28 protein-coding genes and 1 tRNA gene are annotated in these 26066 nt (G+C 64.6%); 17 read left to right on the forward strand and 12 right to left on the reverse strand.

Annotated elements, in window-relative coordinates; translation table 11 throughout:
- The first annotated feature begins 104 nt into the window (after window positions 1-104).
- From U1H99_RS03685 to U1H99_RS03700, 4 genes are read left to right on the forward strand one after another with little or no spacing between them, the layout of a single operon-like run.
- Window positions 105-1034, forward strand: coding sequence for a branched-chain amino acid ABC transporter permease (locus U1H99_RS03685; protein ID WP_323140404.1), 930 nt, complete (start codon window positions 105-107; stop codon window positions 1032-1034).
- An 18-nt stretch (window positions 1035-1052) separates the two neighbouring features.
- On the forward strand, window positions 1053-2267 hold the full coding sequence (locus tag U1H99_RS03690) for an ABC transporter permease subunit (RefSeq protein WP_323140405.1): 1215 nt from the start codon (window positions 1053-1055) through the stop codon (window positions 2265-2267).
- Window positions 2267-3034 carry an ABC transporter ATP-binding protein gene (locus U1H99_RS03695; protein ID WP_375341580.1) on the forward strand — a complete coding sequence of 256 codons (768 nt, stop codon included), beginning with the start codon at window positions 2267-2269 and terminating at the stop codon, window positions 3032-3034. The genes U1H99_RS03690 and U1H99_RS03695 overlap by 1 nt, the downstream gene beginning before the upstream one ends.
- A 3-nt stretch (window positions 3035-3037) precedes the next feature.
- Window positions 3038-3760, forward strand: coding sequence for an ABC transporter ATP-binding protein (locus U1H99_RS03700; protein WP_323140407.1), 723 nt, complete (start codon window positions 3038-3040; stop codon window positions 3758-3760).
- A 96-nt stretch (window positions 3761-3856) separates the two neighbouring features.
- On the opposite strand, the gene phaP is transcribed toward U1H99_RS03700, so the two are convergent.
- Window positions 3857-4411 (reverse strand): TIGR01841 family phasin, encoded by a 555-nt coding sequence (gene phaP, locus U1H99_RS03705; RefSeq protein ID WP_323140408.1) that lies wholly within the window; start codon window positions 4409-4411, stop codon window positions 3857-3859.
- A 315-nt stretch (window positions 4412-4726) separates the two neighbouring features.
- Here phaP and U1H99_RS03710 point away from each other — a divergent pair, with 315 nt between their 5' ends.
- The 3 genes from U1H99_RS03710 (at window position 4727) to pbpG (ending at window position 7629) form a co-directional block, all read left to right on the forward strand.
- Complete coding sequence (locus U1H99_RS03710) at window positions 4727-5641, forward strand: DMT family transporter (protein WP_375341581.1); 915 nt, start codon at window positions 4727-4729, stop codon at window positions 5639-5641.
- A 12-nt stretch (window positions 5642-5653) separates the two neighbouring features.
- Window positions 5654-6349: a nitroreductase gene (locus U1H99_RS03715; RefSeq protein WP_323140409.1), complete on the forward strand. Its 696-nt coding sequence runs from the start codon at window positions 5654-5656 to the stop codon at window positions 6347-6349.
- Window positions 6350-6525: 176 nt separating this feature from the next.
- Complete coding sequence (gene pbpG, locus U1H99_RS03720; protein WP_323140410.1) at window positions 6526-7629, forward strand: D-alanyl-D-alanine endopeptidase; 1104 nt, start codon at window positions 6526-6528, stop codon at window positions 7627-7629.
- 117 nt (window positions 7630-7746) lie between these two features.
- On the opposite strand, the gene U1H99_RS03725 is transcribed toward pbpG, so the two are convergent.
- Window positions 7747-8532, reverse strand: a complete 786-nt coding sequence (locus tag U1H99_RS03725; RefSeq protein ID WP_323140411.1) for an IclR family transcriptional regulator — start codon at window positions 8530-8532, stop codon at window positions 7747-7749.
- Between the two features lie 139 nt (window positions 8533-8671).
- Between U1H99_RS03725 and U1H99_RS03730 the strand changes: the two genes are divergently transcribed.
- The 7 genes from U1H99_RS03730 (at window position 8672) to U1H99_RS03760 (ending at window position 14640) form a co-directional block, all read left to right on the forward strand.
- The gene (locus tag U1H99_RS03730) at window positions 8672-9058 is read left to right on the forward strand and encodes a diacylglycerol kinase (RefSeq protein ID WP_323140412.1); all 387 of its coding nucleotides are present in this window, start codon (window positions 8672-8674) and stop codon (window positions 9056-9058) included.
- Window positions 9059-9082: 24 nt separating this feature from the next.
- Window positions 9083-9721, forward strand: a complete 639-nt coding sequence (locus U1H99_RS03735; RefSeq protein WP_323140413.1) for a peroxiredoxin — start codon at window positions 9083-9085, stop codon at window positions 9719-9721.
- A gap of 250 nt (window positions 9722-9971) precedes the next feature.
- A complete protein-coding gene (locus U1H99_RS03740; protein ID WP_323140414.1) occupies window positions 9972-10745 on the forward strand; it encodes a sulfite exporter TauE/SafE family protein in 774 nt (257 codons plus the stop codon).
- 129 nt (window positions 10746-10874) lie between these two features.
- Entirely contained in the window at window positions 10875-11717 is an 843-nt protein-coding gene (cysT, locus tag U1H99_RS03745) for a sulfate ABC transporter permease subunit CysT (protein ID WP_323140415.1), read from the forward strand.
- 1 nt (window position 11718) lies between these two features.
- The gene (gene cysW / locus U1H99_RS03750) at window positions 11719-12627 is read left to right on the forward strand and encodes a sulfate ABC transporter permease subunit CysW (RefSeq protein ID WP_323140416.1); all 909 of its coding nucleotides are present in this window, start codon (window positions 11719-11721) and stop codon (window positions 12625-12627) included.
- A gap of 1 nt (window position 12628) precedes the next feature.
- On the forward strand, window positions 12629-13711 hold the full coding sequence (locus tag U1H99_RS03755) for a sulfate/molybdate ABC transporter ATP-binding protein (protein WP_323140417.1): 1083 nt from the start codon (window positions 12629-12631) through the stop codon (window positions 13709-13711).
- The gene (locus tag U1H99_RS03760; RefSeq protein WP_323140418.1) at window positions 13708-14640 is read left to right on the forward strand and encodes a CysB family HTH-type transcriptional regulator; all 933 of its coding nucleotides are present in this window, start codon (window positions 13708-13710) and stop codon (window positions 14638-14640) included. Before U1H99_RS03755 ends, U1H99_RS03760 begins: the two co-directional genes overlap by 4 nt.
- A gap of 173 nt (window positions 14641-14813) precedes the next feature.
- Here U1H99_RS03760 and U1H99_RS03765 read toward each other — a convergent pair whose 3' ends face one another.
- The 5 genes from U1H99_RS03765 to U1H99_RS03785 all read right to left on the reverse strand — a co-directional run bounded on the left by U1H99_RS03765 (window position 14814) and on the right by U1H99_RS03785 (window position 19341).
- Window positions 14814-15860, reverse strand: coding sequence for an aldo/keto reductase (locus tag U1H99_RS03765; RefSeq protein ID WP_323140419.1), 1047 nt, complete (start codon window positions 15858-15860; stop codon window positions 14814-14816).
- Between the two features lie 166 nt (window positions 15861-16026).
- Window positions 16027-17067: a quinone-dependent dihydroorotate dehydrogenase gene (locus tag U1H99_RS03770; protein WP_323140420.1), complete on the reverse strand. Its 1041-nt coding sequence runs from the start codon at window positions 17065-17067 to the stop codon at window positions 16027-16029.
- A gap of 120 nt (window positions 17068-17187) precedes the next feature.
- Complete coding sequence (locus tag U1H99_RS03775; RefSeq protein WP_141832407.1) at window positions 17188-17916, reverse strand: arginyltransferase; 729 nt, start codon at window positions 17914-17916, stop codon at window positions 17188-17190.
- 57 nt (window positions 17917-17973) lie between these two features.
- Window positions 17974-18720, reverse strand: a complete 747-nt coding sequence (gene aat / locus U1H99_RS03780; protein ID WP_323140421.1) for a leucyl/phenylalanyl-tRNA--protein transferase — start codon at window positions 18718-18720, stop codon at window positions 17974-17976.
- 21 nt (window positions 18721-18741) lie between these two features.
- Complete coding sequence (locus U1H99_RS03785) at window positions 18742-19341, reverse strand: NUDIX hydrolase (RefSeq protein WP_323140422.1); 600 nt, start codon at window positions 19339-19341, stop codon at window positions 18742-18744.
- A 128-nt stretch (window positions 19342-19469) separates the two neighbouring features.
- Between U1H99_RS03785 and U1H99_RS03790 the strand changes: the two genes are divergently transcribed.
- The 3 genes from U1H99_RS03790 to U1H99_RS03800 all read left to right on the forward strand — a co-directional run bounded on the left by U1H99_RS03790 (window position 19470) and on the right by U1H99_RS03800 (window position 21344).
- Window positions 19470-19546, forward strand: a tRNA-Met gene (locus U1H99_RS03790).
- A 202-nt stretch (window positions 19547-19748) separates the two neighbouring features.
- Entirely contained in the window at window positions 19749-20822 is a 1074-nt protein-coding gene (locus U1H99_RS03795) for a glycosyltransferase family 2 protein (protein ID WP_323140423.1), read from the forward strand.
- Between the two features lie 108 nt (window positions 20823-20930).
- On the forward strand, window positions 20931-21344 hold the full coding sequence (locus tag U1H99_RS03800; protein WP_323140424.1) for a T6SS immunity protein Tdi1 domain-containing protein: 414 nt from the start codon (window positions 20931-20933) through the stop codon (window positions 21342-21344).
- Window positions 21345-21353: 9 nt separating this feature from the next.
- Here U1H99_RS03800 and U1H99_RS03805 read toward each other — a convergent pair whose 3' ends face one another.
- The 5 genes from U1H99_RS03805 to dut form a co-directional block, all read right to left on the reverse strand.
- Window positions 21354-22400: a hypothetical protein gene (locus U1H99_RS03805; protein ID WP_323140425.1), complete on the reverse strand. Its 1047-nt coding sequence runs from the start codon at window positions 22398-22400 to the stop codon at window positions 21354-21356.
- Window positions 22401-22519: 119 nt separating this feature from the next.
- Window positions 22520-23404 carry a DNA-3-methyladenine glycosylase family protein gene (locus tag U1H99_RS03810; protein WP_323140426.1) on the reverse strand — a complete coding sequence of 295 codons (885 nt, stop codon included), beginning with the start codon at window positions 23402-23404 and terminating at the stop codon, window positions 22520-22522.
- A complete protein-coding gene (locus tag U1H99_RS03815) occupies window positions 23404-24300 on the reverse strand; it encodes a DMT family transporter (protein ID WP_323140427.1) in 897 nt (298 codons plus the stop codon). Before U1H99_RS03815 ends, U1H99_RS03810 begins: the two co-directional genes overlap by 1 nt.
- A 197-nt stretch (window positions 24301-24497) precedes the next feature.
- Entirely contained in the window at window positions 24498-25574 is a 1077-nt protein-coding gene (locus U1H99_RS03820) for a M48 family metalloprotease (RefSeq protein ID WP_323140428.1), read from the reverse strand.
- A 25-nt stretch (window positions 25575-25599) separates the two neighbouring features.
- The gene (gene dut, locus U1H99_RS03825) at window positions 25600-26049 is read right to left on the reverse strand and encodes a dUTP diphosphatase (protein ID WP_141832423.1); all 450 of its coding nucleotides are present in this window, start codon (window positions 26047-26049) and stop codon (window positions 25600-25602) included.
- Window positions 26050-26066 lie beyond the last annotated feature (17 nt).

Below are 26066 nucleotides of genomic sequence, written 5' to 3' on the forward strand. Positions count from 1 at the left end.
TCGGAATTCCTGCGCAGTCAGCACTGCAGTAAAGTACCTGCACCAGAGCGGCACTTCGGAGAACCCGGGTGCCGTTTTTGTTTTGCCTAGATAGAGACAACAGAATGGAAACTTTCATCCAACAGGTCCTGAATGGACTGGTGATGGGCAGCATGTATGCGCTGATCGCACTCGGCTATACGATGGTGTACGGGGTCCTGAACCTGATCAACTTCGCCCACGGCGACGTGCTGATGATCGGCGCCATGGTCGGCCTGTCGATCCTGCACATGCTGGAAAGCGCTTTTCCCGGCCTGCCGGGCGGCGTGCAACTGGCGGTCGCCATCGTCGGCGCGATTCCCGTCACCATGCTGGTCAATATCCTGATCGAGCGCGTCGCCTACCGCCGCCTGCGCAATGCGCCGCGCCTGGCGCCGCTGATCACCGCGATCGGCGTGTCGATCCTGCTCAAGACCTTTGCCATGATGATCTGGGGCCGCAGCCCGCTGCCATTCCCGCAATTGCTGTCGTCCGATCCGATCATGATCGGCGGCGCCGTCATTTCCCAGACCCAAGTGCTGCTGATCGTGCTGGCGGTGGTGTGCATGTTCGCGCTGGCGATGCTGGTCGAAAAAACCCGCATCGGCCGTGCCATGCGCGCGGTGGCGGAAAACCCGCGCGTGGCCGGCCTGATGGGCGTCGATTCGAACCGCGTGATCGTGACCACCTTCGCCCTGGGTGCCGCGCTGGCGGCCGTGGCCGGCGTGATGTGGGGCGCGAATTACGCCTCGATCCAGTTCGAGACCGGCACCCTGCCGGGCATGAAAGCCTTCTGCGCCGCGGTGCTGGGCGGTATCGGCAATATTTATGGCGCCATGATCGGCGGTATCGTGCTCGGCATCATCGAAAGCCTGGGTGCCGGCTATATCGGCGAACTCACCGGCGGCTTCCTCGGCAGCCAGTACCAGGACATCTTCGCCTTCGTGGTGCTGATCCTGGTGCTGACCGTGCGCCCGTCCGGCATCATGGGCGAACGCGTGGCCGACCGCGCCTGAGTTTGGGAGATTAACAACATGGCTCTCCTCACTTTCGACACCGCCCACAAACCACGCCAGTCGTACGCCAGCATGGCGCTGCTGCTGGCGGTAATGCTGGTCTTCCCCTTCGTCGCCTCGCAGTTCGGCAACTCGTGGGTGCGCATCATCGACATGGCCCTGCTGTACATCATGCTGGCGCTCGGCCTGAACATCGTGGTCGGCTTTGCCGGCCTGCTGGATCTCGGCTACATCGCCTTCTTCGCGGTCGGGGCGTATCTCACCGGCCTGCTGGCCTCGCCGCAATTCGCGGCGCTGCTGGAATCGGTCGTGAATTATTCGCCGGCCATGGGCGACGCCCTGGTGGCCCTGTTCGGGGAATCGATCCGCACCGAGGGCATCCACCTGTCGGTATGGGCGATCGTGCCGCTGGCGGCGCTGGTGGCGGCCCTGTTCGGCGCGCTGCTGGGGGCGCCGACGCTGAAGCTGCGCGGCGACTACCTGGCCATTGTGACGCTCGGCTTCGGCGAGATCATCCGCATCTTCATGAACAACCTGAACGATCCGATCAATTTCACCAACGGCCCCCAGGGCATCAACCTGATCGACCCGATCCGCATCTTCGGCGTATCGCTGGCCGGCGAGGCGGGTTCGAAAGCCACGGTCTTCATCGGCGGCATCGGGATCCCGTCGGTGAACGCCTATTATTTCCTGCTCCTGCTGCTGTGCATCGTGACCATCTTCATGACCAGCCGCCTGCAGCATTCGCGCCTGGGCCGGGCCTGGGTAGCGATCCGCGAAGACGAGATCGCGGCCAAGGCGATGGGCATCAACACCCGTAACGTCAAACTGCTGGCGTTTTCGATGGGCGCGTCCTTTGGCGGCGTGGCCGGCGCGATGTTCGCCGCCTTCCAGGGCTTCGTTTCGCCGGAATCGTTCTCGCTGACCGAGTCGATCGCGGTGCTGGCGATGGTGGTGCTGGGCGGCATCGGCCACATCCCGGGCGTGGTGATGGGCGGCGTCTTGCTGGCCGCGCTGCCGGAAGTGCTGCGCCACGTGGTTGAGCCAGCCCAGCAGGCGCTGTTCGGCAAGGTCCTCATCGAAGCGGAAGTGCTGCGCCAGCTGCTGTATGGCCTGGCCATGGTCCTGATCATGCTGAACCGCCCGGCCGGCCTGTGGCCGTCGCCGATCAAGGAAGACCGCCCGGTCGCCGCGACTGACAAGGATGAAAAGGAAGAAGAGGCGGTGGCTTGATGAATGAACTGATCCTGAATATTGCCGGCGTGAATAAACGCTTCGGCGGCCTGCAGGCGCTGACCGATGTGCGCATCCAGATTGCCAAGGGCCAGATTGTTGGCTTGATCGGCCCGAATGGCGCGGGTAAGACGACCTTCTTCAACGTGATCACCGGCCTGTACCAGCCGGACACCGGCACCTTCGAGCTGGACGGCAAGCCGTATTCGCCGTCGGCGCCGCACAAGGTGGCGCAAGCCGGCATCGCCCGCACCTTCCAGAACATCCGCCTGTTCGGCGAGATGACGGCGCTGGAAAACGTGATGGTCGGGCGCCACGTGCGCACCCGCCAGGGCGTGTTCGGCGCCATCTTCCGCCATGGGGCGGCGCGCCGCGAAGAAGCGGCGATCCGCGCCCGCGCCCAGGAATTGCTGGACTTCGTCGGTATCGGGCAGTTCGGCAACCGCACCGCGCGCTACCTGTCCTACGGCGACCAGCGCCGCCTGGAAATCGCGCGCGCGCTGGCGACCGAACCGCGCCTGCTGGCGCTGGACGAGCCGGCGGCGGGCATGAACGCCACCGAAAAGCTGGCGCTGCGCGAACTGCTGGTCAAGATCAAGGACGCCGGCATCACGATCCTGCTGATCGAGCACGACGTGAAACTCATGATGGGCCTGTGCGACCGCATTTCGGTGCTCGAGTACGGTAAATTGATCGCGGAAGGCTTGCCGGCCGAGATCCAGAAGAACCAGGCGGTGATCGAGGCCTACCTGGGTGGAGCACATTGAACGATGCATGAAAATATCCTGAACATCGCCGGCCTGAAGGTCGCCTACGGCGGCATCAAGGCGGTCAAGGGCATCGACCTGCGGGTCGACCGCGGCGAACTGGTGACCCTGATCGGCGCCAACGGCGCCGGCAAGACCACGACCCTGAAGGCGATCACCGGTACCCTGCCGCAGTGCAAGGTGGAAGGCACGATCAGCTACCTGGGCCAGCCGCTGGCGAGCGCGAAATCCTTCAAGCTGGTGCAGCAAAAACTGGCGATGGTGCCGGAAGGGCGGGGCGTGTTCACCCGCATGAGCATCCACGAAAACCTGTTGATGGGCGCTTATACGCGCAGCGACAAGGCCGGGATCGAAGCCGACATCGAGAAGTGGTACGCCGTCTTCCCGCGCCTGAAGGAGCGCTCGGCCCAGCTGGCCGGCACCTTGTCCGGCGGCGAGCAGCAGATGCTGGCGATGGCGCGCGCGCTGATGTGCCACCCGACCCTGCTGCTGCTGGACGAGCCGTCGATGGGCCTGGCGCCGATCATGGTGGAAAAGATCTTCGAGGTGATCCGCGACGTATCGAAGCAGGGCATCACCATCCTGCTGGTGGAGCAGAATGCGAAACTGGCGCTGCAGGCGGCCGACCGCGCCTATGTGATGGAATCCGGCGCGCTGACGATGAGCGGGAATGCGGCGGACTTGCTGCACGATCCGCGGGTGCAGGCGGCGTATTTGGGTGAATGAGCTGGGTAAATAAGCCGGGGAACTAAAACAAACGGCCCGGACCGCTTGCGCGATCCGGGCCGTTTGCTGTTTTACCGTCGATGCCTAGCGTTACGCTCAGGCAGCGGCAACCTTGTTGGCAGCCTGGGTGAACTGCGACACGGCTGCGGTCACGTTGGTTTCCATGGCTTCGCGTGCCTGCTTGGTGGTCTTGCTGAACTGCTCGTAGCCGGCGTTGGCGTTGCTGATGGCGGTCTTCAGGGCCGACACATAGGCTTCCGAACCGGCCGGGGCGTTCTTGGTCACTTCGTCGACCAGCGAGATCACCTTGCGGTTGACTTCAGCAAACTGGCCTTCGGCAACTTTCGAGAACTCGGCGCCGGTGTCGGCGGCGATCGACGCGACCTGGCGGCCATACGTCAGGGCTTTTTCTGCGTTCGGCTGGGCTTGCGAAGCCGACACCGAGAAGAATTCCTGGGCATCCTTGGCCGCCAGCAGCTGGCGTGCGGTTGCCGACGAGTTTTCGAGGGCGGCCTTGGCGGTGTTGATGTTCAGCTCGACCAGCTTTTCCACGCCTTCGAAGGTCTTCGAGGTCAGGGCGGAAATCAGGGCAAACTGGGATTCGAGGTTGGCTTTGGTCGCGTTCGAAAACTGCTCAGGGAATGCAAACATGTAGTTCTCCAGTGTGGAACGTTTATTGGACGTGTTGCGTCGGACGTGTTGCTTTGGACCAGTGATGCGGGGGTATTCTTGAAAACGAGGCGGCTTGTGCGCCGCAACATGAGCAAGTTTTACTCGTTTCCGATTATGCGTCAAGCACTTTTGATGCGGCGCACAATAAGAAAATGATACTTTGATTTATATCAATATATACAATCGTTTGCGTGCATTTTTTGTGTGCCGCCACAACAACAGTTCGAGGCTATGGTGCTTGTCCACAGGCCATGCAAGCCCATGCTAGACTTGCCGTGTTGATCTTCTGGCCAGATGATGCCCGACAGTCCCGCTACCCCGCCTGCCCCATCCACCGCCCACCAGGCCAGCTGGCTTTCCCCGGTCCCGCTGTTCTTCGTGCTGCTGTGGAGTACCGGCTTCATCGCGGCCCGCTATGGGCTGCCGTATGCGCCGCCCTTGTCCTTCCTGATCCTGCGTTGCCTCGGCGCGGTGCTGATCCTGCTGCCCGTGGTGGTCTTCACGCGCGCGCCATGGCCGCGCGGCCGCATCCTGCACGTGGCACTGGCCGGCCTGCTGCTGCAGGCGGGTTACCTGGGCGGCGTCTGGAGCGCCATCAAGATCGGAATGCCGGCCGGGCTGTCGGCGCTGATCGTCGGCATGCAGCCGATCCTGACCGCCTTTGCCGCGCCCCTGGTCGGCGAGCGGGTGACGCCGCGCCAGTGGCTGGGCCTGCTGTTGGGGCTGTCCGGCGTGGGGCTGGTCGTCTACAGCAAGCTCAACCTGGATGGGCTGGCGCCGGCCGCGGTCGGCCTGTGCGTGCTGGCGCTGCTGTCGATCACGGCCGGCACGCTGTATCAAAAGCGCTACTGCTCCCAATTCGACCTGCGCACCGGCACCGTGATCCAGTTCAGCGCGAGCGCGCTGTTGCTGCTGCCCCTTGCGATCGTCTTTGAAGATTTCACGCCGGCCCTGGCCAATATCCACTGGAACATCCACTTCGCCGGTGCGCTGCTGTGGTCGATCCTGGCGCTGTCGATCGGCGCCATCTTCCTGCTGTTCCGCCTGATCAGCCGCAACGACGCGACCCGGGTCACGAGCCTGCTGTACCTGACACCGCCGACCACGGCCGTCATGGCCTGGCTGATGTTCGGCGAAACCCTGGGCAGCGCCGGGCTGGCCGGCATGGCGGTGGCCGTGGCCGGCGTCGCATTCGTCGTCAAGAAATAACCAGGAGACACCATGATCGATACACCCCAGCAACAAGCCGTCGACGCGGCCATCACCTCGCGCCGCTCGATCCGCGCCTTCTTGCCGACGCCGGTGGCGCGCGAGGACATCGAAGCGATCCTCGACGTGGCGGCGCGGGCGCCGTCCGGCACCAATACCCAGCCCTGGCGCGTGTATGTGCTCACCGGCGAGCGCAAGACGCAGCTGAGCGACGCGGTCCTGGCTGCCTACATGGATCCGCAGGAAGCCGCCCGCCACACCGAGGAATACCATTACTATCCGCGTGAATGGAAGTCCCCCTTCCTCGACCGCCGGCGCAAGGTTGGCTGGGATCTGTATGCGCTGCTGGGCCTGACGCGCGACAACAAGGCCGGCATGGCCGCCCAGCACGGCCGCAACTACGCCTTCTTCGATGCGCCGGTCGGGCTGGTGTTCACCATCGACCGGGTGATGGAGCAGGGCTCCTGGCTCGACTATGGCATGTTCCTGCAGAACATCATGGTGGCGGCGCGCGGACGCGGTCTCGACACCTGTCCGCAGGCAGCCTTTACCCAGTTCCACCGGATCATCGCGGAACAGTTGCAGTTGCCGCCGAACGAGATGGTCGTGTGCGGCATGGCGCTCGGATTTGCCGATCCGGAAAAGATCGAAAATACCTTGATCACGGCGCGGGAACCGGTGTCGGCGTTCGCCTGTTTTCTCGGCTAGCGCGCTATACTCGGCGGCAGAGGTGTCGCAATAAGCTGTTGAAAAATCAAGAGATTTCTGCAACGCAGGTGGTCTTGCGCTGTAGTAAAAATTTGGCGCGGGTGATAAAGTCTGTTGCACCGCACCCGTCTTTCGTACGACGTTTCCGACTCATCCCTTCGCGCCCGAGGAATCCGATGTTCAAGTTCGCGCTGGCTGCCGCCATTTCCATGATGCTGATGTTCGAACCGGCCGTGGCCGAGGCGAAATCGAAATCGAAGAGCCGCGCGACCGCGGTCAAGCGCGTCAAGGCCAAGCGTGCCGAACCCGCCAGGCTGATCGCGAACCGCGGTCACATGGTGCGCCGGGTCGCCATGGTGCATGGCAAGCGCAAGGTCGTGTACCAGAACGTGCGCCGCGCCGCGCCGGCCCTGGCCATCCTCAGCGCCGGCGACATCGCCGGCCTGAACCGGACTGCGGATCCGCTCGAGCTGCGTTCCAGCGTCGCCTATGTGCTCGACCAGACCAGTTCGGAAGTCCTGTTCGAAAAGAATTCCACTGTGGCGCTGCCGATCGCCTCGATCACCAAGCTGATGACCGGCCTGCTGGTGGTGCAGGCGCGCCAGGACCTCGACGAAGTACTGACCGTCACCGACGCCGACGTCGACCGTCACAAGTACACCAGTTCGCGCCTCGCCGTCGGCACCCGCATGACGCGCGGCAACCTGCTGCATATTGCCCTGATGAGTTCGGAAAACCGCGCGGCTGCGGCACTGGGCCGCAATTACCCGGGCGGTATCGAGGCCTTTGTCGCGGCGATGAACGCCAAGGCGCGCGAACTCGGCATGAACGATACGCATTATGTGGATTCGAGCGGCCTGTCGAGCCAGAACGTGTCGAGCGCGCGCGACCTGGCGCGGCTGGTCGTGACCGCCCACCAGGAACCGCTGCTGCGCCAGTACACGACCGATCCCAACTACGTGGTGCAGGCCGGCAACCGCTCGCTGCAATATTCGAATACCAATTACCTGGTGGCGCTGCCGGACTGGAACATCGGCTTGCAGAAGACCGGCTTCATCAACGAAGCAGGGCGCTGCCTGGTGATGCAGGCCATGATCCAGGGCCGCAACGTGGTGATGGTGTTCCTGGATTCGAAGGGCAAGCAGTCGCGCACGGCCGATGCCGGGCGCATGCGGCGCTGGCTGGAGGCCTTGAAGCCGACCACGATGCCGGCGGCGGCGGCCGGCGTGCCGGCGGGGGGCGTGACGGTGTCGGCGGCCGCGGCGCCGGTGGTGCAGTGAGTCTCCGGTAGTAGCGTTCAGCCTGCTTTATTGCGTCGTTATCTTTAAAACGTCATTCCCGCCTTCGCGGGAATGACGGTCTCGGGTTGCGGGTACTTTTTCAGGCCACGTGTTCTTTCACACCGCCGGCACCACCCGATGCCCCAGCGTCGTCGAAATCTGCGACGCCGTATTCACCAGGTCTTCCAGCCACTCTTCCTGCAGCCGGTCCGCCGGCGCCGAGATCGACAATCCCGCCACCAGCTTGCCGCTGTCATCATGGATGCCGGCCGCCATGCAGCGCACGCCCACTTCCAGTTCCTCGTTGTCGCGCGCATAGCCGCGGGCGCGCACCAGCGACAGTTCGCGCTCCAGGCGCGCCAAATCGGTAATCGAGTTCTTGGTGTGGCCGGCCAGGCCGGTGCGGGTGGCATAGGCGCGCGTGGCTTTCGGTTCGTCCACCGACAGGAACAGCTTGCCGGTCGAGGTGAGATGGAGCGGACCGCGGCCGCCGATGGCGCGCACCACCTGCATGCCCGAGCGTTCGGAGAAAGCACGGTCGATGTAGACGATCTCGTCGCCCTGGCGCACCGACAGGTTGACGGTCTGGCGCGTCTTGTTGTGCAGTGCACGCATGAGCTCGACAGCGGCTTCGCGCACCGACAGGCGGCTCTTGACCACGTTGCCCAGTTCCAGCAGGCGCATGCCGAGGCGGTAGGTGCCGGGTTCGACCCGGTCCACGAAGCGCGTCACGACCATGTCGTTAAGGATACGGTGTGCCGTCGATGGGTGCAGACCCGAAACCCGCGACAATTCCTTGAGGCTGACAGGGTCGGGATAACTTGCCAGCGCATCGAGCAGGGCGACCATGCGCTCGATCACTTGGATGGAAGTCTTCGCCGGTTCAGGGGTTTCCATTTTCATGATGTGGTTGGTGCAGTGCGGTATATTGCTCTAGTTTATACCATAATGTGAAAAAAATTGGTAAAGCCTTTAGATTGGTGTTGCGTGATCGGCAAGCTGTGTGGGCATAATGCAGATCTCACACAGCACAACGATATCGATGGATCAATCCAGCAGCGAGTTCAAGAGTAAAGGCGGCCTGAAGCGGATCGTGTCCGCGTTCCGGTATTCGATCGACGGTTTCGGGCATGCGTGGCGGCATGAACATGCGTTTCGCCAGGAACTGATGGTGGCGGTCCCGGCCACCATGATTGCCCTGGTGCTGCCGATCTCGGCCTTCCAGAAACTGGCCCTGATCGCCGTGCTGGGTCTGGTGTTACTGGTGGAATTGATCAACGCGTCGATCGAGGCCGTGGTCGACCGCGTGTCGCTCGAGCGCCATCCGCTGTCCAAGGCCGCCAAGGACCTCGGCAGCGCAGCGGTGGCGCTGGCGATCACGATGGCCGGCGCGACCTGGGCCGTGGTGCTGTACAACCGGTTCTTTTGAAGAACCACATCTAAGGAGAAGATTATGACCTTGCGTCTGGGCGACATCGCCCCCGATTTCGAGCAGGATTCCACCATCGGCCGTATCCGTTTCCACGATTGGGCAGGCGATTCCTGGGTGGTGCTGTTCTCGCACCCGGCCGACTTCACGCCGGTGTGCACGACCGAACTGGGCCTGACCGCCAAGCTGAAGCCGGAGTTCGACAAGCGCAACGTCAAGGCGATCGCGCTGTCGGTCGACCCGGCCGAGCAGCACGCTGCCTGGATCAAGGACATCGAGGAAACCCAGCAGACCGTGGTCGGCTTCCCGATCATCGCCGACGCCGACAAGTCCGTCTCGGCCCTGTACGACATGATCCACCCGAACCAGTCGGCCACCGCCACCGTGCGCTCGCTGTTCGTGATCGATCCGGCCAAGAAAGTGCGCCTGATCATTACCTACCCGATGAGCACCGGCCGCAACTTCGACGAAGTGCTGCGCGTGATCGATGCGCTGCAATTGACCGACGGCTACACCGTGGCCACGCCGGGTAACTGGAAGGATGGCGACGACGTCATCATCCCGCTGACCGTGCAGGATCCTGAGCAGTTGCAGCAGAAATATCCTAAGGGTTTCAAGGCGCCTAAGCCGTATCTGCGCCTGACGCCGCAGCCTAATAAGTGATACGTAGGGTGGACGGCTGTGCCGTCCACGCGGCGATTGTTAACGGTGCCGATGCCGAATACGATCTGGCTGCCGCTACCTATCGCCGCGTGGACGGCGCCTCCTCCGCGGCGAATCGGTATGCAACGATCGAGCCGTCCACCTTACCCGTAACGCATCCAAAAACGCTTCCTGCATAAGCAAATAAGGAAGCTGTTGTTTGGTTTACGGTTGAGGCACCTTACCCTTGGCACTAGTCTGAGGGTAATGAATGTCCATCACTTATATTGTTTCGGGTTTTGCAGTAGGCTTGTTGGTTGGCATGACCGGTGTCGGTGGCGGCTCGCTGATGACCCCGCTGCTGACCTTGCTGTTCGGCGTTAACCCGTCGGTTGCCGTCGGCACCGACCTCGCATTCGCGTCCATCACCAAGAGCGCAGGCACCGTCACCCACCGTTCGCGCGGCACCGTGCAATGGGATATCGTGCGCCGCCTGTGCATCGGCGCGCTGCCGGCTGCGCTGCTGGCGACGCTGGCGCTCCAGTACTTCGGTCCGCTCGGTGCCGAAATCGGCCAGCTGATCCGTTATTCGATTGCCGTCTCGGTCCTGCTGACCGTGGTCGCCATCCTGTTCCGTGGCCAGATGATGGCCTGGGTGAACGCCAAGCCGGGCCGCCAGCTGCACGGCCGCAGCCTGGCCGCGGCCACCATCGCGTCGGGCGCCGTGCTCGGTACTCTGGTCACGATTTCCTCGATCGGCGCCGGCGCCATCGGCGCGACGCTGCTGGTGATGCTGTATCCGAAGCTGACCCCGGCCGAAGTGGCCGGCACCGACATCGCCTACGCGGTGCCGCTGACGGCCATCGCCGCGGTCGGCCACTGGTGGCTGGGCTCGATCAACTGGATGCTGCTGCTGACCCTGCTCATCGGTTCGGTGCCCGGCATCACCCTGGGCGCGTGGGCGGCGCGCATTGTGCCCGAACGCCTGCTGCGTGGCCTGCTGGCGCTGACCCTGGCCACGGTCGCGATCAAGCTCTTGGCTTAGTTCGTAACTTAGTTAGTAAATATCTTATTAGCCGAATCATCTATGCAAATAACGAATGCTTCGTTTGCAATATGAGTGATGAGTGCGATTATCTGACCTTATTAGAAGATTTAGTAATAAGGCGATTGCATGAATCCATTGGCTTCCCGCAGCAGCGCGAACCGGGTGATCCCCGGTTTCAGGCTTTCGCTCGGGTTCACGATTTTTTACCTGGGACTGATCGTCCTGGTGCCGCTGTCGGCGCTGTTCCTGAAGACGTTCACCATGACTTGGGACGCGTTCTGGACCGCCGTTACCTCGCCGCGCGTGATGGCGTCCTACCGGCTGAGCTTCGGCGCCTCCCTGGTCGGCGCCTTCATCAACGTCATCTTCGGCGGCATCGTCGCCTGGGTGCTGGTCCGCTATAAATTCCCGGGCAAGCGCTTCATCGATGCGCTGGTCGACCTGCCGTTCGCGCTGCCGACCGCGGTGGCCGGCATCACGCTGACCTCGCTGTATTCGGCCAACGGCTGGATCGGCCAATACCTGGAAAAGTTCGGCATCAAGGTCGCCTTCACGCCGCTCGGCGTGATGCTGGCACTCACTTTTATCGGTTTGCCCTTCGTGGTCCGCACGGTGCAACCGGTGCTGGAAGACGCCGAGCGCGAACTGGAAGAAGCCGCGGCCAGCCTCGGCGCGAGCCCGTGGCAAACCTTCATTCGCGTGATCCTGCCCGGTATCGTGCCGGCACTCCTGACCGGCTTCGCGCTGGCTTTTGCGCGCGCCACCGGCGAATACGGCTCGGTGGTCTTTATCGCCGGCAACATGCCGATGGTGTCCGAGATCACGCCGCTGTTCATCATCACCAAGCTGGAACAGTATGACTACACCGGCGCCACCGCGATTGCCGTGGTAATGCTGATCGTCTCCTTCATCCTGCTGCTGGCCATCAACCTGCTGCAGGCGTGGACCCGCAAGCGGGCAGGGAAATAATATGAGCGCAGTCCTCGATAGCGCCGTCAAAGACACGGCCACTCCCGCGCCGCGCAAGGCCACCAACACGCTGGAACCGAACTGGGTCCGCTACGCGCTGATCACGGTCGCGCTGCTGTTCCTGACCCTGTTCCTGTTCGTGCCGCTGGTCGCCGTCTTCTACGAAGCGCTCAAGCGCGGCTGGGCCACCTACCAGGAAGCCGTCGTCGATGCCGATGCGCTGGCGGCGATCAAGCTGACCTTCATCGCGGCCGGCATCTCGGTGCCGCTGAACCTGGTGTTCGGCGTGGCGGCCAGCTGGGCCATCGCCAAATTCGATTTCCGCGGCAAAAGCGTGCTGCTGACCCTGATCGACCTGCCGTTTTCGGTGTCCCCGGTCATCGCCGGCCTGATCTACGTGCTGCTGTTCGGCGCCCAGGGCTGGTTCGGCCCGTGGCTGATGGACCACGACATCAAGATCCTGTTCGCGGTGCCGGGCATCGTGCTGGCCACCATCTTCATCACCTTCCCCTTCGTGGCGCGCGAACTGATTCCGCTGATGCAGGCGCAGGGCAGCGAGGAAGAGGAGGCGGCGCTGGTGCTGGGCGCGTCCGGCTGGGCCACCTTCTTCCGCGTGACCCTCCCCAACATCAAGTGGGGCCTGCTGTACGGCGTGATCCTGTGCAATGCCCGCGCGATGGGCGAGTTCGGCGCCGTCTCGGTGGTGTCCGGCCACATCCGCGGCGAGACCAACACCATGCCGCTGCAGGTCGAGATCCTCTACAACGAATACAACTTCACCGCCGCGTTCGCGATCGCGTCGCTGCTGGCCCTGCTGGCGCTGGTCACGCTGGCGGTGAAATCCCTCATCGAATGGCGCCTGCACGCCGCCCGCAAGGTAAATTTGCAGATGCAAACCACGGAGCACTGACATGACGATCGAAGTCCAACACATCCGCAAGCAGTTCGGCCAGTTCACGGCCCTGGACGACGTGTCGCTGCAGTTCGACGACGGCGAGCTGACCGCGCTGCTGGGCCCATCCGGCTGCGGCAAGACCACGCTGCTGCGCATCATCGCCGGCCTGGAATTCCCGGATTCGGGCCGCGTGCTGCTCGACAGCGACGACGCCTCGGCGCGCCATGTGCGCGAGCGCCAGGTCGGCTTCGTGTTCCAGCATTACGCGCTGTTCAAGCACATGACCGTGTTCGAGAACGTGGCGTTCGGCCTGCGTGTGAAACCGCGCAAGGAGCGCCCGTCCGAGCAGCAGATCCGCGAGAAAGTCAAAAAGCTGCTCGAGCTGGTGCAGCTGGACTGGATCGCCGACCGCTATCCGCCGCAGCTGTCGGGTGGCCAGCGCCAGCGCATCGCCCTGGCGCGCGCGCTGGCGGTGGAGCCGCGCGTGCTGCTGCTGGACGAACCTTTCGGCGCGCTCGACGCCAAGGTGCGCAAGGAACTCCGGCGCTGGCTGCGCCAGCTGCACGACGAGCTGCACGTGACCTCGATCTTCGTGACCCACGACCAGGAAGAGGCGCTCGAAGTGGCCGACCGCGTGGTCCTGATGAACAAGGGCCGCGTCGAGCAGACCGGTACCCCGGCCCAGGTGTACAACCAGCCGGCTTCGCCCTTCGTCTACGGCTTCCTCGGCAACGTCAACCTGTTCCACGGCCGCGTCGACGAAGGCGTGCTGGCCAGCGGCGATGCGCGCCTGGCGACCCCGCAGCACACCGGCGTGCGCAACGGCGAAGCGATCGGCTACGTACGGCCGCACGACCTCGACGTCGAGCGCTACGTGGCGGGCAGTCCGCACAATGAGGGCGTGGCCGTGAAACTGCGCCGCGCCCACGCGATCGGCCCGCTGGCCCAGCTCGACCTGGAGCGCGCCGACAATGCGCAACTGATCGAAGCGGTGATCCCGAATGAGCGCTTCCGCGAGCTCGGACTAAAGGATGGCGAGACCCTGCTGGTCAAGCCGAAGCGGATGCACGTATTCGTCGATCAAGGAGAAGGCATATGAATTTCCAGCAGCTGCGTTCGGTGCGCGAAGCCGCGCGCCGCAACTTCAACCTCACCGACGTGGCGAATGCGCTGTTCACGTCGCAGCCGGGCGTGTCGCGCCAGATCCGCGAGCTCGAGGACGAGCTGGGCGTGGTCATCTTCGAGCGCAACGGCAAGCGCCTGACCGGCCTGACCGATCCCGGCAAGGGCATCCTGAAGATCGTCGAACGCCTGCTGGTCGAGGCCGAGAACCTGCAGCAGGCCAGCAGCGAATACGCGGCCCAGGACAGCGGCACGCTCACGGTCGCCGTCACCCACACCCAGGCGCGTTATGCGCTGCCACAGGTGGTGCAGGCCTTCCGCAACTCGTTCCCGGGCGTGCGCATCTCGCTGCAGCAGAGCGCCCCGGAGCACATCGCCGAATGGGTACTGTCCGGCCGCGCCGACATCGGCATCGCGACCGAGGGCTTGAGCGCCTTCCCCGACCTGGTGTCCTTCCCGTGCTACCGCTGGAGCCACCTGGTGGTGGTGCCGGACGGGCACCCGCTGCTGGGCCAGAGCCCGATCAAGCTGGCCGACCTGGCCGAGTATCCCTTGATTACCTACGACGTCGGCTTTACCGGCCGCAGCCACATCGACGCCGCCTTTGCCAGCGCCGGCGTCAGCCCGGACATCGTGCTGACGGCGATGGATTCGGACGTGATCAAGCAGTACGTATCGCTCGGCATGGGCGTCGGCATCGTCGCCTCGATGGCCTTCGACCACGGGCGCGACCGCGGCCTGCGCGCGATCGAATCGTCGCACCTGTTCGCGCCCAACGTGACGCGCCTGGCGGTGCGCCGCGGGGCTTACCTGCGGGCGTACGCGTACGACTTCATCGAACGCTTTGCGCAGGGGTTTACCCGGGCGGACATCGAGAAGGCCTTGCATCCGGTGGTGGTGGAATAGGACTGGCGGACGTGCGCTAAAGCGCATCTGGCGGAAAGCCGCGCCATAAAACACCGTCGTCCCCGCGGAGGCGGGGACCCAAGTTCTGTAAGCGCTGACGAAATGCACGCAACTTGGATCCCCGCCTGCGCGGGGACGACGGTTTCAAGGATAACGCTCGGACTGAATTTGTCTTACTGCCCCGGGTTGGTGTACCGCGCATGGATCGCATCGATCGCGGCCACCGCCTCATCCGGCAGCGTGATCTGCTCCGCATCGATATTCTCCTTCAGCTGCGCCAGCGTGGTCGCCCCGATGATGGTCGACCCCGTGAACCAGCGCGAATAGCACCAGGCCAGCGCCATCTGTGCGGGCGACATGCCGTTCTCGCGCGCCAGCGCCGCATATTCCTTGACCGCCGCGAACACCGCCGGGCGCAGGTAGCGCGGACTCCAGGTCGGTGGGTAGATCGTCAGGCGGCCGCGCGCCTGCGGGTTGTCGACGTACTTGGCGCTGAGCTGGCCGAAGGCGAGCGGGCTGTAGGCCAGCAGGCTGACCTCTTCGCGGTAGCAGACTTCGTCCAGCAGCGTGGTTTCAAAAGCGCGCGCGGTCAGGTTGTACAGGTTCTGGATGGTGGCGATGCGCGGCAGGCCCTTCATCTCGGCCTGCTTGATGTATTCGCTCACGCCCCACGGGCTCTCGTTGGAGACGCCGATGTGGCGGATCTTGCCTTCCTTGACCAGCTCGCCCAGCACGGCCAGCGTCTCCTCGACCGGCACGCTGGCGCGTTCCTTCCGCGGGTCGAACTGGTTGGCGCCGAAGATCGGCACGTTGCGGCTCGGCCAGTGCAGCTGGTAGAGGTCGACGTAATCGGTCTGCAGGCGCTGCAGACTGGCATCGAGGGCAGCGCGGATGTTCGCAGCATCGAGGTTGTGGCGGCCGCCGCGGATCCAGGTCTGGCTGGCGTTCGGGCCGGCGGCCTTGGTGGCCAGCACGACGTCGGCGCGCTTGCCGCTCTTTTTCAGCCAGCTGCCGATGAAGCGCTCGGTGGATCCCTGGGTGGCGGCGCTGGGCGGCACCGGGTACATTTCCGCGGTATCGATGAAGTTGATGCCGCGCTCCATCGCGTAATCGAGCTGGCTGTGGGCGTCGGCTTCGGTGTTCTGTTCGCCGAAGGTCATGGTGCCGAGGCAGACGCGGGAGACGGTGAGGTCGGTGCGGCCGAGTTTTTGCAGCTTCATGAAAAATCTTTCTAGTCAGTCGGGGTCGGAGCCCACCCGGATGAACCGGGCTCTGACTCTCTAGTCAGTCGGGGTCGGAGCCCACCCGGATGAACCGGGCTCTGACTCTCTAGTCAGTCGGGGTCAGAGCCCACCCGGATGAACCGGGCTCTGACCCCGAAGGATATTATTTGCCGCGCAGCGCATCCGCACACTCGCGCACCAGCGCCGGCCCGCGATAGATCAGGCCACTGTACAGCTGCACCAGCTGCGCCCCGGCCGCGATCTTGGCCTTGGCATCCTGGCCGCGCAGGATGCCGCCGACGCCGATGATCGGGATGGTATCGCCGACTTCCTTCTTCAGCGCGCGGATCACGATGTTCGACAGGTCGAATACCGGCGCCCCGGAGAGGCCGCCCTGCTGGCCGGCGTGCTTCATGCCTTCGACGTCGCGCCGGTTGAGGGTGGTGTTGGTGGCGATCACGCCGTCGATGCCGTGACGGAGCAGGGCGGCGCCGATGTTGCGGATCTGGTCGGCATCGACGTCGGGCGCGATCTTCAGCGCCAGCGGCACGTAGTGGCCGTGCTTGTCGGCCAGGCGCGACTGCTCGCCCTTGAGTTCGGCCAGCAGGGCATCCAGTTCGGACGCGCCCTGCAGCTGTCGCAGGTTCTTGGTGTTGGGCGAGGAAATGTTGACCGTGACGTAGCTGGCATATGGATACACCTTGCGCAGGCATTCCAGGTAGTCGTCGGCGGCGCGTTCGATCGGGGTGTCGGCGTTCTTGCCGATGTTCAGGCCGAGTACGCCTTTCTGTTCCTGATAGAAGCGCGAAGCGCGCACGTTGGCGACAAAGGCGTCGACGCCGCCGTTATTGAAGCCCATGCGGTTGATGATGCCTTGTGCGGCCGGCAGGCGGAACATGCGCGGACGCGGATTGCCGGGCTGGGCGCGCGGCGTGACGGTGCCGATTTCGATCGAGCCGAAGCCGAGCGCGGCCAAGCCGTCGATGTAGGCGCCGTCCTTGTCGAGGCCGGCCGCCAGGCCGACCGGATTGGGGAAGGTAATGCCCATCACCGTGCGCGGGTCCGGCGCGGGTTTGCGCACGACGCCGGTCAGGCCCAGCGCGGCCGCGCGGCGCAGGGCCGGCAGGGTCAGGTTGTGGGCCGTTTCGGCATCGAGCGAAAACAGCAGGGGACGGGCAAGCGCGTACAGGAATTTGTCGGACATGTGTCGGTCGATCGTGAATTCACGACATTTTAACCTGTACGCCGGAGGGTAGGCGGCTCTTACGTGCTGATAAGACAAGACCCGGCAGAAATGCCTCGCACCCCGCATCTCATGCCGGCTTCAACGCTCCAGCACGCCCCACGCGCCGTCGATGCGTGCTTCCAACGGCCGGAAATTGATCTTGTAGGCCATCTTGGGGCTCTGTTCGATCCAGTAGCCGAGATAGACGTAGGGCAGGCCCAGTTCGCGCGCCTGCTCGATCTGCCACAGCACGTTGTAGGTGCCGAAGGAGGCCCCCACCACGTCCGGATCGAAGAAGGTGTAGACAGAAGACAGGCCGTCCGACAGCACGTCGATGATCGAGACCATGCGCAAGGTGCCGTCCGGCTCGCGGAATTCGACCAGCCGCGTATTCACCCGGCTTTGCAGCAGGAACTGGGCGTACTGGTCGCGGCTGTCCTGGTCCATGCCGCCGCCGACGTGGCGCGTGGTCTGGTAGCGTAGGTAGAGTGCGTAATGCTCGTCGGAGAACGACAGGTTGGCGACCATCGCCGTCAGGTCGCCGTGGTGCTTCCAGGCGCGCCGCTGGCTGCGGTTGGGCACGAAATCGTTCACTGCCACGCGCACCGGGATGCAGGCGCGGCAGCCGTCGCAATATGGGCGATAGGTAAAGATGCCGCTGCGCCGGAAACCGTTGCGCACCAGTTCGGAGTAGACGTCCGCGTTGATCAGGTGCGACGGCGTGGCCACCTGCGAGCGCGCCTGGCGCGCATCGAGATAGCTGCACGGGTAGGGCGCCGTGGTGTAGAACTGCAGCGTGGAAAAGGGCAGATCGTTTAGGTGCGTCATGAATGCTCTCGGGACGACATGTAGGCCCATTGTAGCCAAAGACAGCGCACCGCAACGTTAAGTCGTCAACGGTGGCGCGACTTCCCAGTGTTCGATTGGCGCTTCGGTGATCGCGTGGCGCAAATGCTCAAGGAATTGACTGCGCGGGATCGGCTTCGCACCCAGCGAGGCCAGGTGCCCGGTTTCCTGCTGACAATCGAGCATGCGCACGCCGTGGCTGCGCAGGAAGGCGACCAGGTAGGCCAGCGCCACCTTGGACGCGTCCGACACGCGCGCGAACATCGATTCGCCATAGAACATGCGGCCGATGCAGACGCCGTAGGCGCCGCCGACCAGTTCGCCGTCCAGCCATACTTCGGACGAATGCGCATAGCCCATCCGGTGCAGGCCGCCGTAGCCGGCGATGATGTCTTCCGATATCCAGGTGCCGGGGCCATCCTTGCGCGGGGCGGCACAGGCGCGCATCACCTGCTCGAAGGCGCTGTCGAAGCGCACGTCCCAGCCGCTGTCGGCAGGCTCGGCACCCGTCGTTTTTGCCGTGCGCGCGCGTTCGACCTTGCGCAGGGTTTTCTTCAGGCTGTCGCTGATCTTGAAGGCGTCCGTATGCAGCACCATGCGCGGGTCGGTGCTCCACCACAGGATCGGCTGGCCTTCCGAGAACCACGGGAAGATGCCGTTGCGGTACGCCTGCAGCAGGCGCCGCGGCGACAGGTCGGCGCCGGCCGCGAGCAGCCCGGGCGCATCGGTCGTCAGCGCTTCGGAAACGTCGGGGAAGGGCGTGTTCGCCTCGAGCCAGGGAATCATGACGGTGCTCGCTCGGGCCGCTCAGTCGGGTTGTTCCGGAGCCGGCCCGTCGGCGCTGCGCATGGGGCGCGTGACGTCGCCGCCGTGGAAACCGTAGTCGCCGCCCCCTTCGCGGATGCGGGCGCGGTCGGCGAAGAACAGCTCCAGCGTGGTGCGGATGGTTGGGAAGGCCAGGTCGTCCCACGGGATCTCGTCTTCGGCGAACAGGCGCACGTCCAGGCTTTCGATGCCGGCCGCGAAATCGAGGTCGAGCAGCTCGGCCAGGTAGAACAGGTGGACCTGGTGCACGTGGGCCACGTTCAGCAGCGTGAACAGCTTGCCGAGCCTGACGTTGGCGCCGGCTTCTTCCTCGGTCTCGCGCACCGCGGCCTGCTCGGTGGTTTCTTCGTTTTCCATGAAGCCGGCCGGCAGGGTCCAGTAGCCGTAGCGCGGCTCGATCGCGCGCTTGCACAGCAGGATCTTGAATTCGCCTTCGCGCTGCCACACTGGAATCGAGCCGATCACCAGCTTCGGGTTCTGGTAATGAATGGTGCCGCAATGGGTGCACACGTAGCGTGGACGGTTGTCGCCTTCGGGGATGGCCACCGTCAGCGGATGGGCGCACTCGGAGCAGAATTTCATAGAAAACAAAGGTTATGGGCTTGCCCTTACTTTACACCGTAATGCGGCGGCTGTGCCGCCCCCGGGCAGGCGCGATGGGATCGCCATTGCCTAAATCCGCCAGGCCCCGTATAATACGAACCATCAGACGCGGGGTGGAGCAGTCTGGCAGCTCGTCGGGCTCATAACCCGAAGGTCACAGGTTCAAATCCTGTCCCCGCAACCAAATTCAGGCCGATGTCGAGTGTGACATTGCCTACTGAAGCTCGATCGACGCAGCGTCGATCGGGCTTTTTTCGTTTCTTGCGTCGTTCCCAGGCAGTTTTAAGTGCACGATTGCCTTTGCTCTAATAAAATCTGCTATATTAAATGTCGATTAGGAAAGATTTTTTGCCTGCCGATTGAAGTTCAGCGATTTTCATCCCACTATGAGCGACGCGACATTGAACGTTATGCAACCCGCCCGTCTGCCGAGGGTGCTGGTCAGTATTCTCAACTGGAACGGGACCGCCAAAACCCTGGCTTGCCTGGATTCGGTGAAAAACGAAGTGGCGGTTGCCCCTGCCGACGTGACGACGCTGGTCATCGACAACGGGTCGCGTGATGAGGAGGCGGCGGCGCTGTCCGCGGCCTTGGTGGCGCGCGACGTGGTGCTCAAATGCCTGCCGCAGAACCTGGGCTTTACTGGCGGCCATAATGTCGCCATCGAACTGGCGATCCGCGAAGGCTACGATTACATCTGGCTGCTGAACAACGATTCCACGGTCGAGCTTGGCACCCTGCGTGAGCTGGTTGCGGAACTACAGGCCCATGCCCGTTGCGGGGCGGTGTCGCCGGTTCTGCGCGACATCCATGACGGCCACATCGCACGCTGCGTCAACTACCATGACTGGGATAAGCGCAAGACCCGGCTCATCCTCGACATCGAGGAGGCGCGCCGTTTCCAGGACGCACATCCTGAAGAAGTCTGGGTCGACGGCACCGCGGTGCTGTACCGGGTGCAGGCGCTGAAGGATACCGGGCCGCTGGACGACCGCCTGTTTGCCTACTACGACGACGACGATATCAGCATGCGCCTGGTCAAACACGGCTGGATGGTCCGCTGTGCCCTGAATGCGACGGTGTTCCACGAAAACCGCAAGGAACTCGAAGAGTTCCCGCTGTACCTGGTCTATCTGCTGCAGCGTAACGAGATGCTGTTCCTGGATACGCATACGCCGCCGGCCTACCGTCGCCTGTTGCGCCTGAAGCTGGTGGACAAGGCCATGTACGACGCCGTCCGCTATCGCGAATATGGTCGCTACACCTACAGCGACGCGGCCCTGCTCGGCATGTGGGACTACCTGCGCGGCCGCTTTGGTCCGCCCGCGCATCAGCGCAAGGTGCCCCTGTTCCTGCGCACGGCCTGCATGCTCGCGCAGCGCGTGTACGCGATCAAGAACGCGAATGCGCGCAAGGTGTCCAGACGAGGGCTTGCGCCCGAACAGCACCAGTCGACCTGAGCCGAGGCGGCTCGACACAGCGCAAATCCCGTTCAAGCTGACGCAACAGTGTCGGCGTGCGCCGGTCAAATCAGCGTTGCCTGACATTGACCAATGGAGCATGCGTTCATGATTACCGTTGACGAGATAAACGAAGCCTGGGGCTGGGTCGGCCTGGATGCGGCCGAGGTGCTTGGTGAAAACGCCTTCGGCAACCTCATCATCCGCGATGCGGACGGCATGTACTGGCGCCTGTCGCCCCAGGACCTGCGCTGCGAACCGGTGGCCGAAGACCGCGCCGCCCTCGATGCGCTCTCCTATAACCAGGATTTCCTGCGCGACTGGTACATGCCCGAGGCCGTGCAACTGGCCGAATCCACGCTCGGACCGCTGGCGGCCGGGCGCAAGTATTGCCTCAAGATCCCGAGCGCGCTCGGCGGCCATTACGGCAGCGACAACCTGGCCACCGTGCCGCTGTCCGAACTGATCCGGTTTGCCGGCGAGGGCGCGCAGCAGTTCGAAGGCTTGCCGCGCCTGAACTGAGGGCCGCGCTTACCGGAAACGCCTTAGGATGCCTATCTGCAGCAGATCGCGGTCATTGGTCCGGCGGAAGGTCTTGACGCGGTTGAAATTGACGAAGGCGCGGGTTTCGCTCGACAGCGCGCGCTCGGCCTGGAAACTGATCAACAGGTTGGCGCGCGTCTTGTCGTCTTCGTCGCGGTCGTTGCGGGCGACGTAGGGGCCGACGCCCGCACTCATCGCAAAGCGCGGCGTCACCTGCTGCACGTAGGAGAGCTGGGCGGCGACGCCGTCGCGGTCGACCCGCCGGCCATCATCGCCTTCCCAGATCAGCTTGCCAGACAAGGCCCAGTGCGCGAAGCGCTCATCGAGGTATTTGCGGGCTTCCAGCACGCCGGCATTCGCGCCATCGGTATCCGACATATTGGTGATCGACCTGCCGATCGAGCCGCCGAACCACCATGGGCCGGTCTTCGGTTCGGTATCGGGTTCGGGCTGCGCCGGTCCGAACTGGCGCCCGAGGCCGAGCAGCACGGCGGCCGAACGGTGCGCGCCGGGCATCCATGCGTAATTCACACCCAGGCGCAGGTGGGTGCCGGGCGGCAGCGAGCGCAGCGGCAGACGCAAGGCGCCCCCCAGCAGCAGGCCCCAGTGCGAATCGTCGACCTCGCGGCCGTCGATGGTGGTCGTGTTCATGCTGAGGTAGGGGCCGATGCCCAGTTCGCCGGTGAGGGTGCTGCCGAGCGGACGCACGCCCACCCATTGCAAGGCGAAGCCGTCGCGGTGGTTGTTGTCGGGATGGCCCTCGTTGTAGTGGACGAAGTCGATGCGTCCCGGGCCCAGCGGGGAGGGCTCTTCACGTCCGGCGCGCGCCTCGAAGGCGCGGCGGCCCATCGAGCGCGAGCCACCGGGAGCGTCGTCGGGGTTGCTGCCGTAGATGCGGCCGTTGCCGAACTCCAGGGACAGGTAGGCGCCGGGTTCGCCGCTGTCGGTGGCGGGCACGGTCCCTGTTTGCGCCCGGGCGTGGTGACAAGCGGCGCTGCCCAGCAGCAGTGCCAGGATGACTGTTTTCTGAATCACGGGATCCTCGCGGAGTCGGCCTATGCCGTTGGGATGTAAGGCCAGTCTAGCGGCTTGACCGCAGAAAGGGTGCAGTCTAGCGCAAGCTGTCGGTTGCGCACCACTGTCATCCGATACATTCAGCCACTGAGCTGGTTCAGGCTGGCCCACAGGTAGGCCGCCGCCATCGTGCGCTGCGGACGGTAGGCTTGCAGGAAGGCTTCGGCTTCGGCGATGTTCGGCCGGGTGTCCGTACCCAGCAGGCGCCCGATCGCGCTGCGCACGGCGATGTCGCCGTGCAGGGAACAGTCGGGATCGCCATAGCCGCGCAGCATCGCGTAGTTCACGGTCCAGGGGCCGATGCCCTTGATCGCCAGCAGGCGCGCGGCGGTCGCGGCCAGGCCGCCGTCCGGCGCCGGATCGAGCGACAATTCGCCATCCGCCACCAGCTCTGCCAGGCGCAGCAGGGTGTCCGCCTTGGCACGCGAGAACTTGCGGCTGGTCAGTTGTTCAACGTCGAGGCGAGCCACGTCCGGCGCTTCCGGATAGCACCACAAGCCGTCCGCATGCGGGCGGCCGGCCTGCTCGATGAAAGTGCGGCGCAGCGCGATCGCGAACGGCAGGTTGATCTGCTGGCCGATGATGGCCCAGGTCAGCGCCTCGAACACGGTGGCGGCCTGGATCACGCGCAGGCCCGGCGTGCGCCGCACCACCGGGCCGAACAGCGGATCGTCGCGCACCGCTGCTTCGAACGATGCCGGGTCGATGCGCAGGCCGAGCATGTTCACCAGCGCGGCCTCGGCCAGCGGCGGGATGCTGTCCGCGGCGGCATCGACCGTGCAGCGGGCCAGGTCGCCGTCGAGCACGATCTGGAGCTGTACCGGCACGCCGTCCAGCAGCACGCCCTTGCGGATCGTGCCGCCCTCGATCCGTTCGGCCAGGCCTTCGGCATCGCGCCCGTGGAAGGCGAGTGCATCTTCGCGGCGGTAGCCGGCGGGCAGGGCGATGTCGAGCCGGCGGCGCATCACTTGGCGGGTGCGGACAGCGACGCGGCGCGCCCGAAGCGGGGCACGAAGCCGGTCACCAGCGCGGTACCGACCAGCACGATGGCCGACCCCACGATGGTGTACCAGCCGATGGTCTCGTGCAGGAACAGCGCGCCCCACAGGATGCCGAACACCGGGTTCAGGAAGGTCACCGTGAGGGCCGAGGTGGTGCCGACTTCCTCGATCAGCTTGAAGTACAGGATGTAGGCGATGCCGCTGCACAGCACGCCCAGCGCCAGCACCGCCGCGGCGATGCCGGGCGTGAAGCTGCCCGTGGCCGGGAACAGCGGCAGCACCGGCAGCACCATCAGGGCCGAGGTCCACATGGTGCCGTGGGCGTTGGCGAATGGTTCCACGCTCTTGGCCGAGCGCGCGTACAGGCTGGCCACGCTGTAGCTGAAGGCCGCCAGCAAGGCCGCCGCCACCGCGATGCCGGCGCCGGGCCGGGCCGCCACGTGGTCGAAGCCGACCAGCAGCGCGACGCCCACCGTCCCCAGCACCAGGCCGATGCCGCTCTTCAGTCCTACCTTTTGCCTCGACCACACGGCGCCGAGCAGTGCGCCCCACATCGGCGCGGTCGCATTCAGCACCGACAGCACCGAGGCCGACAGCGTGCGCGCGGCAAAGGCGAACAGCAGGAACGGCAGCGCCGAATTGAAGAAGCCGAGGATGAAGTAATGCTTCCAGTGCGCGCGCAGGTGCAGGCGCTTCTTCAGCACCAGGCCGACGGCGGCCAGGAACAGGGCGGCGAACAGCACCCGCAATCCGATCAGGACGGCGGGCCCGAGCACTGGCGCGCTGATGCGCATGAACAGGAAGGAACCGCCCCAGATGGCGGCGAGCAGGATGAGGCGCAGCAGGTTTGCGGTGTTCATGGTTGTGCTATCCCTGGGGAAGGGAGAGGATTATCGACGGCGGCGCACGCCCGGGCTTCCCGGTTCTTGCTTTTGAATTCGGGGAAGGGCGCGGATTGGCAATGGTACAAGAAACGGAGGAGGGGTGCTGCAAGGAGGGTAAGAGCAGGGCCACCACGTCGTTCCTGGCAATGCCAAGAACGACAAGCTGGAAGGTATTACGGCATCAAGGCCTTCTTGCCGGAGCGCTTGCTCTTGACTTCGTTCAGCGCCCGCTCCACCGCCGCCATGCGCGCCGGCAGCGCCGGGTGGTTCGCCGTATAGCCGTTCAGCACCGATGCCGGATAGGCCTCGGCCAAACGCCGCCAGAAGGCCGGGGCGTCGGCCACGTCGTAGCCGGCGCGGGCCGCCAGGTAGATGCCGAGGCGGTCGGCCGCGGCGTCGGCGTCGGCCGGCATGGCCTTGATCCCGCCGCTGCCGATCAGCATCGAGGTGTCCGGATTGATGCTGCGCAGGTTGTCGATGATGCTGCCGATGGTCGCCTGGTTGCGCTGGGTCGCCGGGTGGCCGAGCATGTTGTGCGCCATGGTCTTGGCGACCACGAAGGCCAGTTCGTCGTCGTCGCGCGTGAAGCGGATCATGCCGCGCGTGACCAGCACGCGCGAGCCGTCGCCGTAGGCATTCACGTTGTCGGCGTTGCCGACGTCGATCGCGAAGGCGCAGGCGCGCGTGACCGGGATCGCCATCTGGCGTTCGCTGCCGCGGCGCTCGATCGTCAGCGGCATGCTGGCCTGGGAAGCGATGATGCGGTTGAAGATGGTGCCGGCCTGCGACAGCGCATGCTGGCCGGTCGGCAGCGGCTTGCCGCCGGCGGCGAGCAGCACGTCGCCGCCCTGCAGGCCGGCGCGCGCGGCGCCGCTACCGGCCAGGACGCCCGTCACCTGCAGGCGTTCGTCCATGCCGAAGGCGACGTGGGCAGCTTCGTTGTAGTCGCCCGGGTAGGACCAGCGGTTCTTGGCGGTGAAGCCGAGCAGCGGTCGGGCCTGGCCCTTGCACAGTTCCGCGTTCTGGATGAGGAGCGGCGCCGCGACCTTGTACAGGCGGTCCTGCAGGTCGGCCATTTTGGTCAGCGTGTCGGCGGCGGCGCTGATCTCCGGCGACAAGGCCGGTGCTTCCGGCTGGCGCTGCACCGTGCCCGGCGTGGTCGGGAGCGGACGGATGTCCTGCGTGGCGCAGGCCGACAGCAGCAAGGCAAGGGACATGCCCAGCGCGGGCAGGCGCAAATGGCGAATCATAGGCTCCTCATATTGTTTATATCGTTTATTCTTTTCCGGTGCTGCCGAAGCCGCCGGCACCGCGCTCGCTCGACGTAAAGTCGTCGACGACGTTGAAGCCCACCTGCAGCACCGGCACCACGACCAGCTGGGCCAGGCGGTCCATCGGCTGCAGGGTGAAGGCGGACTGGCTGCGGTTCCAGGTGGACACCATCAGTTGCCCCTGGTAATCCGAGTCGATCAAGCCTACCAGATTACCGAGCACGATGCCGTTCTTGTGGCCGAGTCCACTGCGCGGCAGGATCATGGCGGCGTAGCCCGGATCGCCGAGGTGGATGGCGAGGCCGGTCGGCACCAGCACGGTCTGGCCGGGCTCGATCGTGAGCGGCGCGTCGACGCAGGCGCGCAGGTCCAGGCCGGCGCTGCCGGTCGTTGCATAGGCCGGCAGGAAGTCCTGCATGCGCGGGTCGAGGATTTTGAGGTCGATCTGTTTCATTGATGCTTGATACGTGA

This window comes from Massilia phyllosphaerae (assembly GCF_034659755.1).
GTDB classification, from domain to species: Bacteria; Pseudomonadota; Gammaproteobacteria; order Burkholderiales; family Burkholderiaceae_D; genus Telluria; species Telluria phyllosphaerae.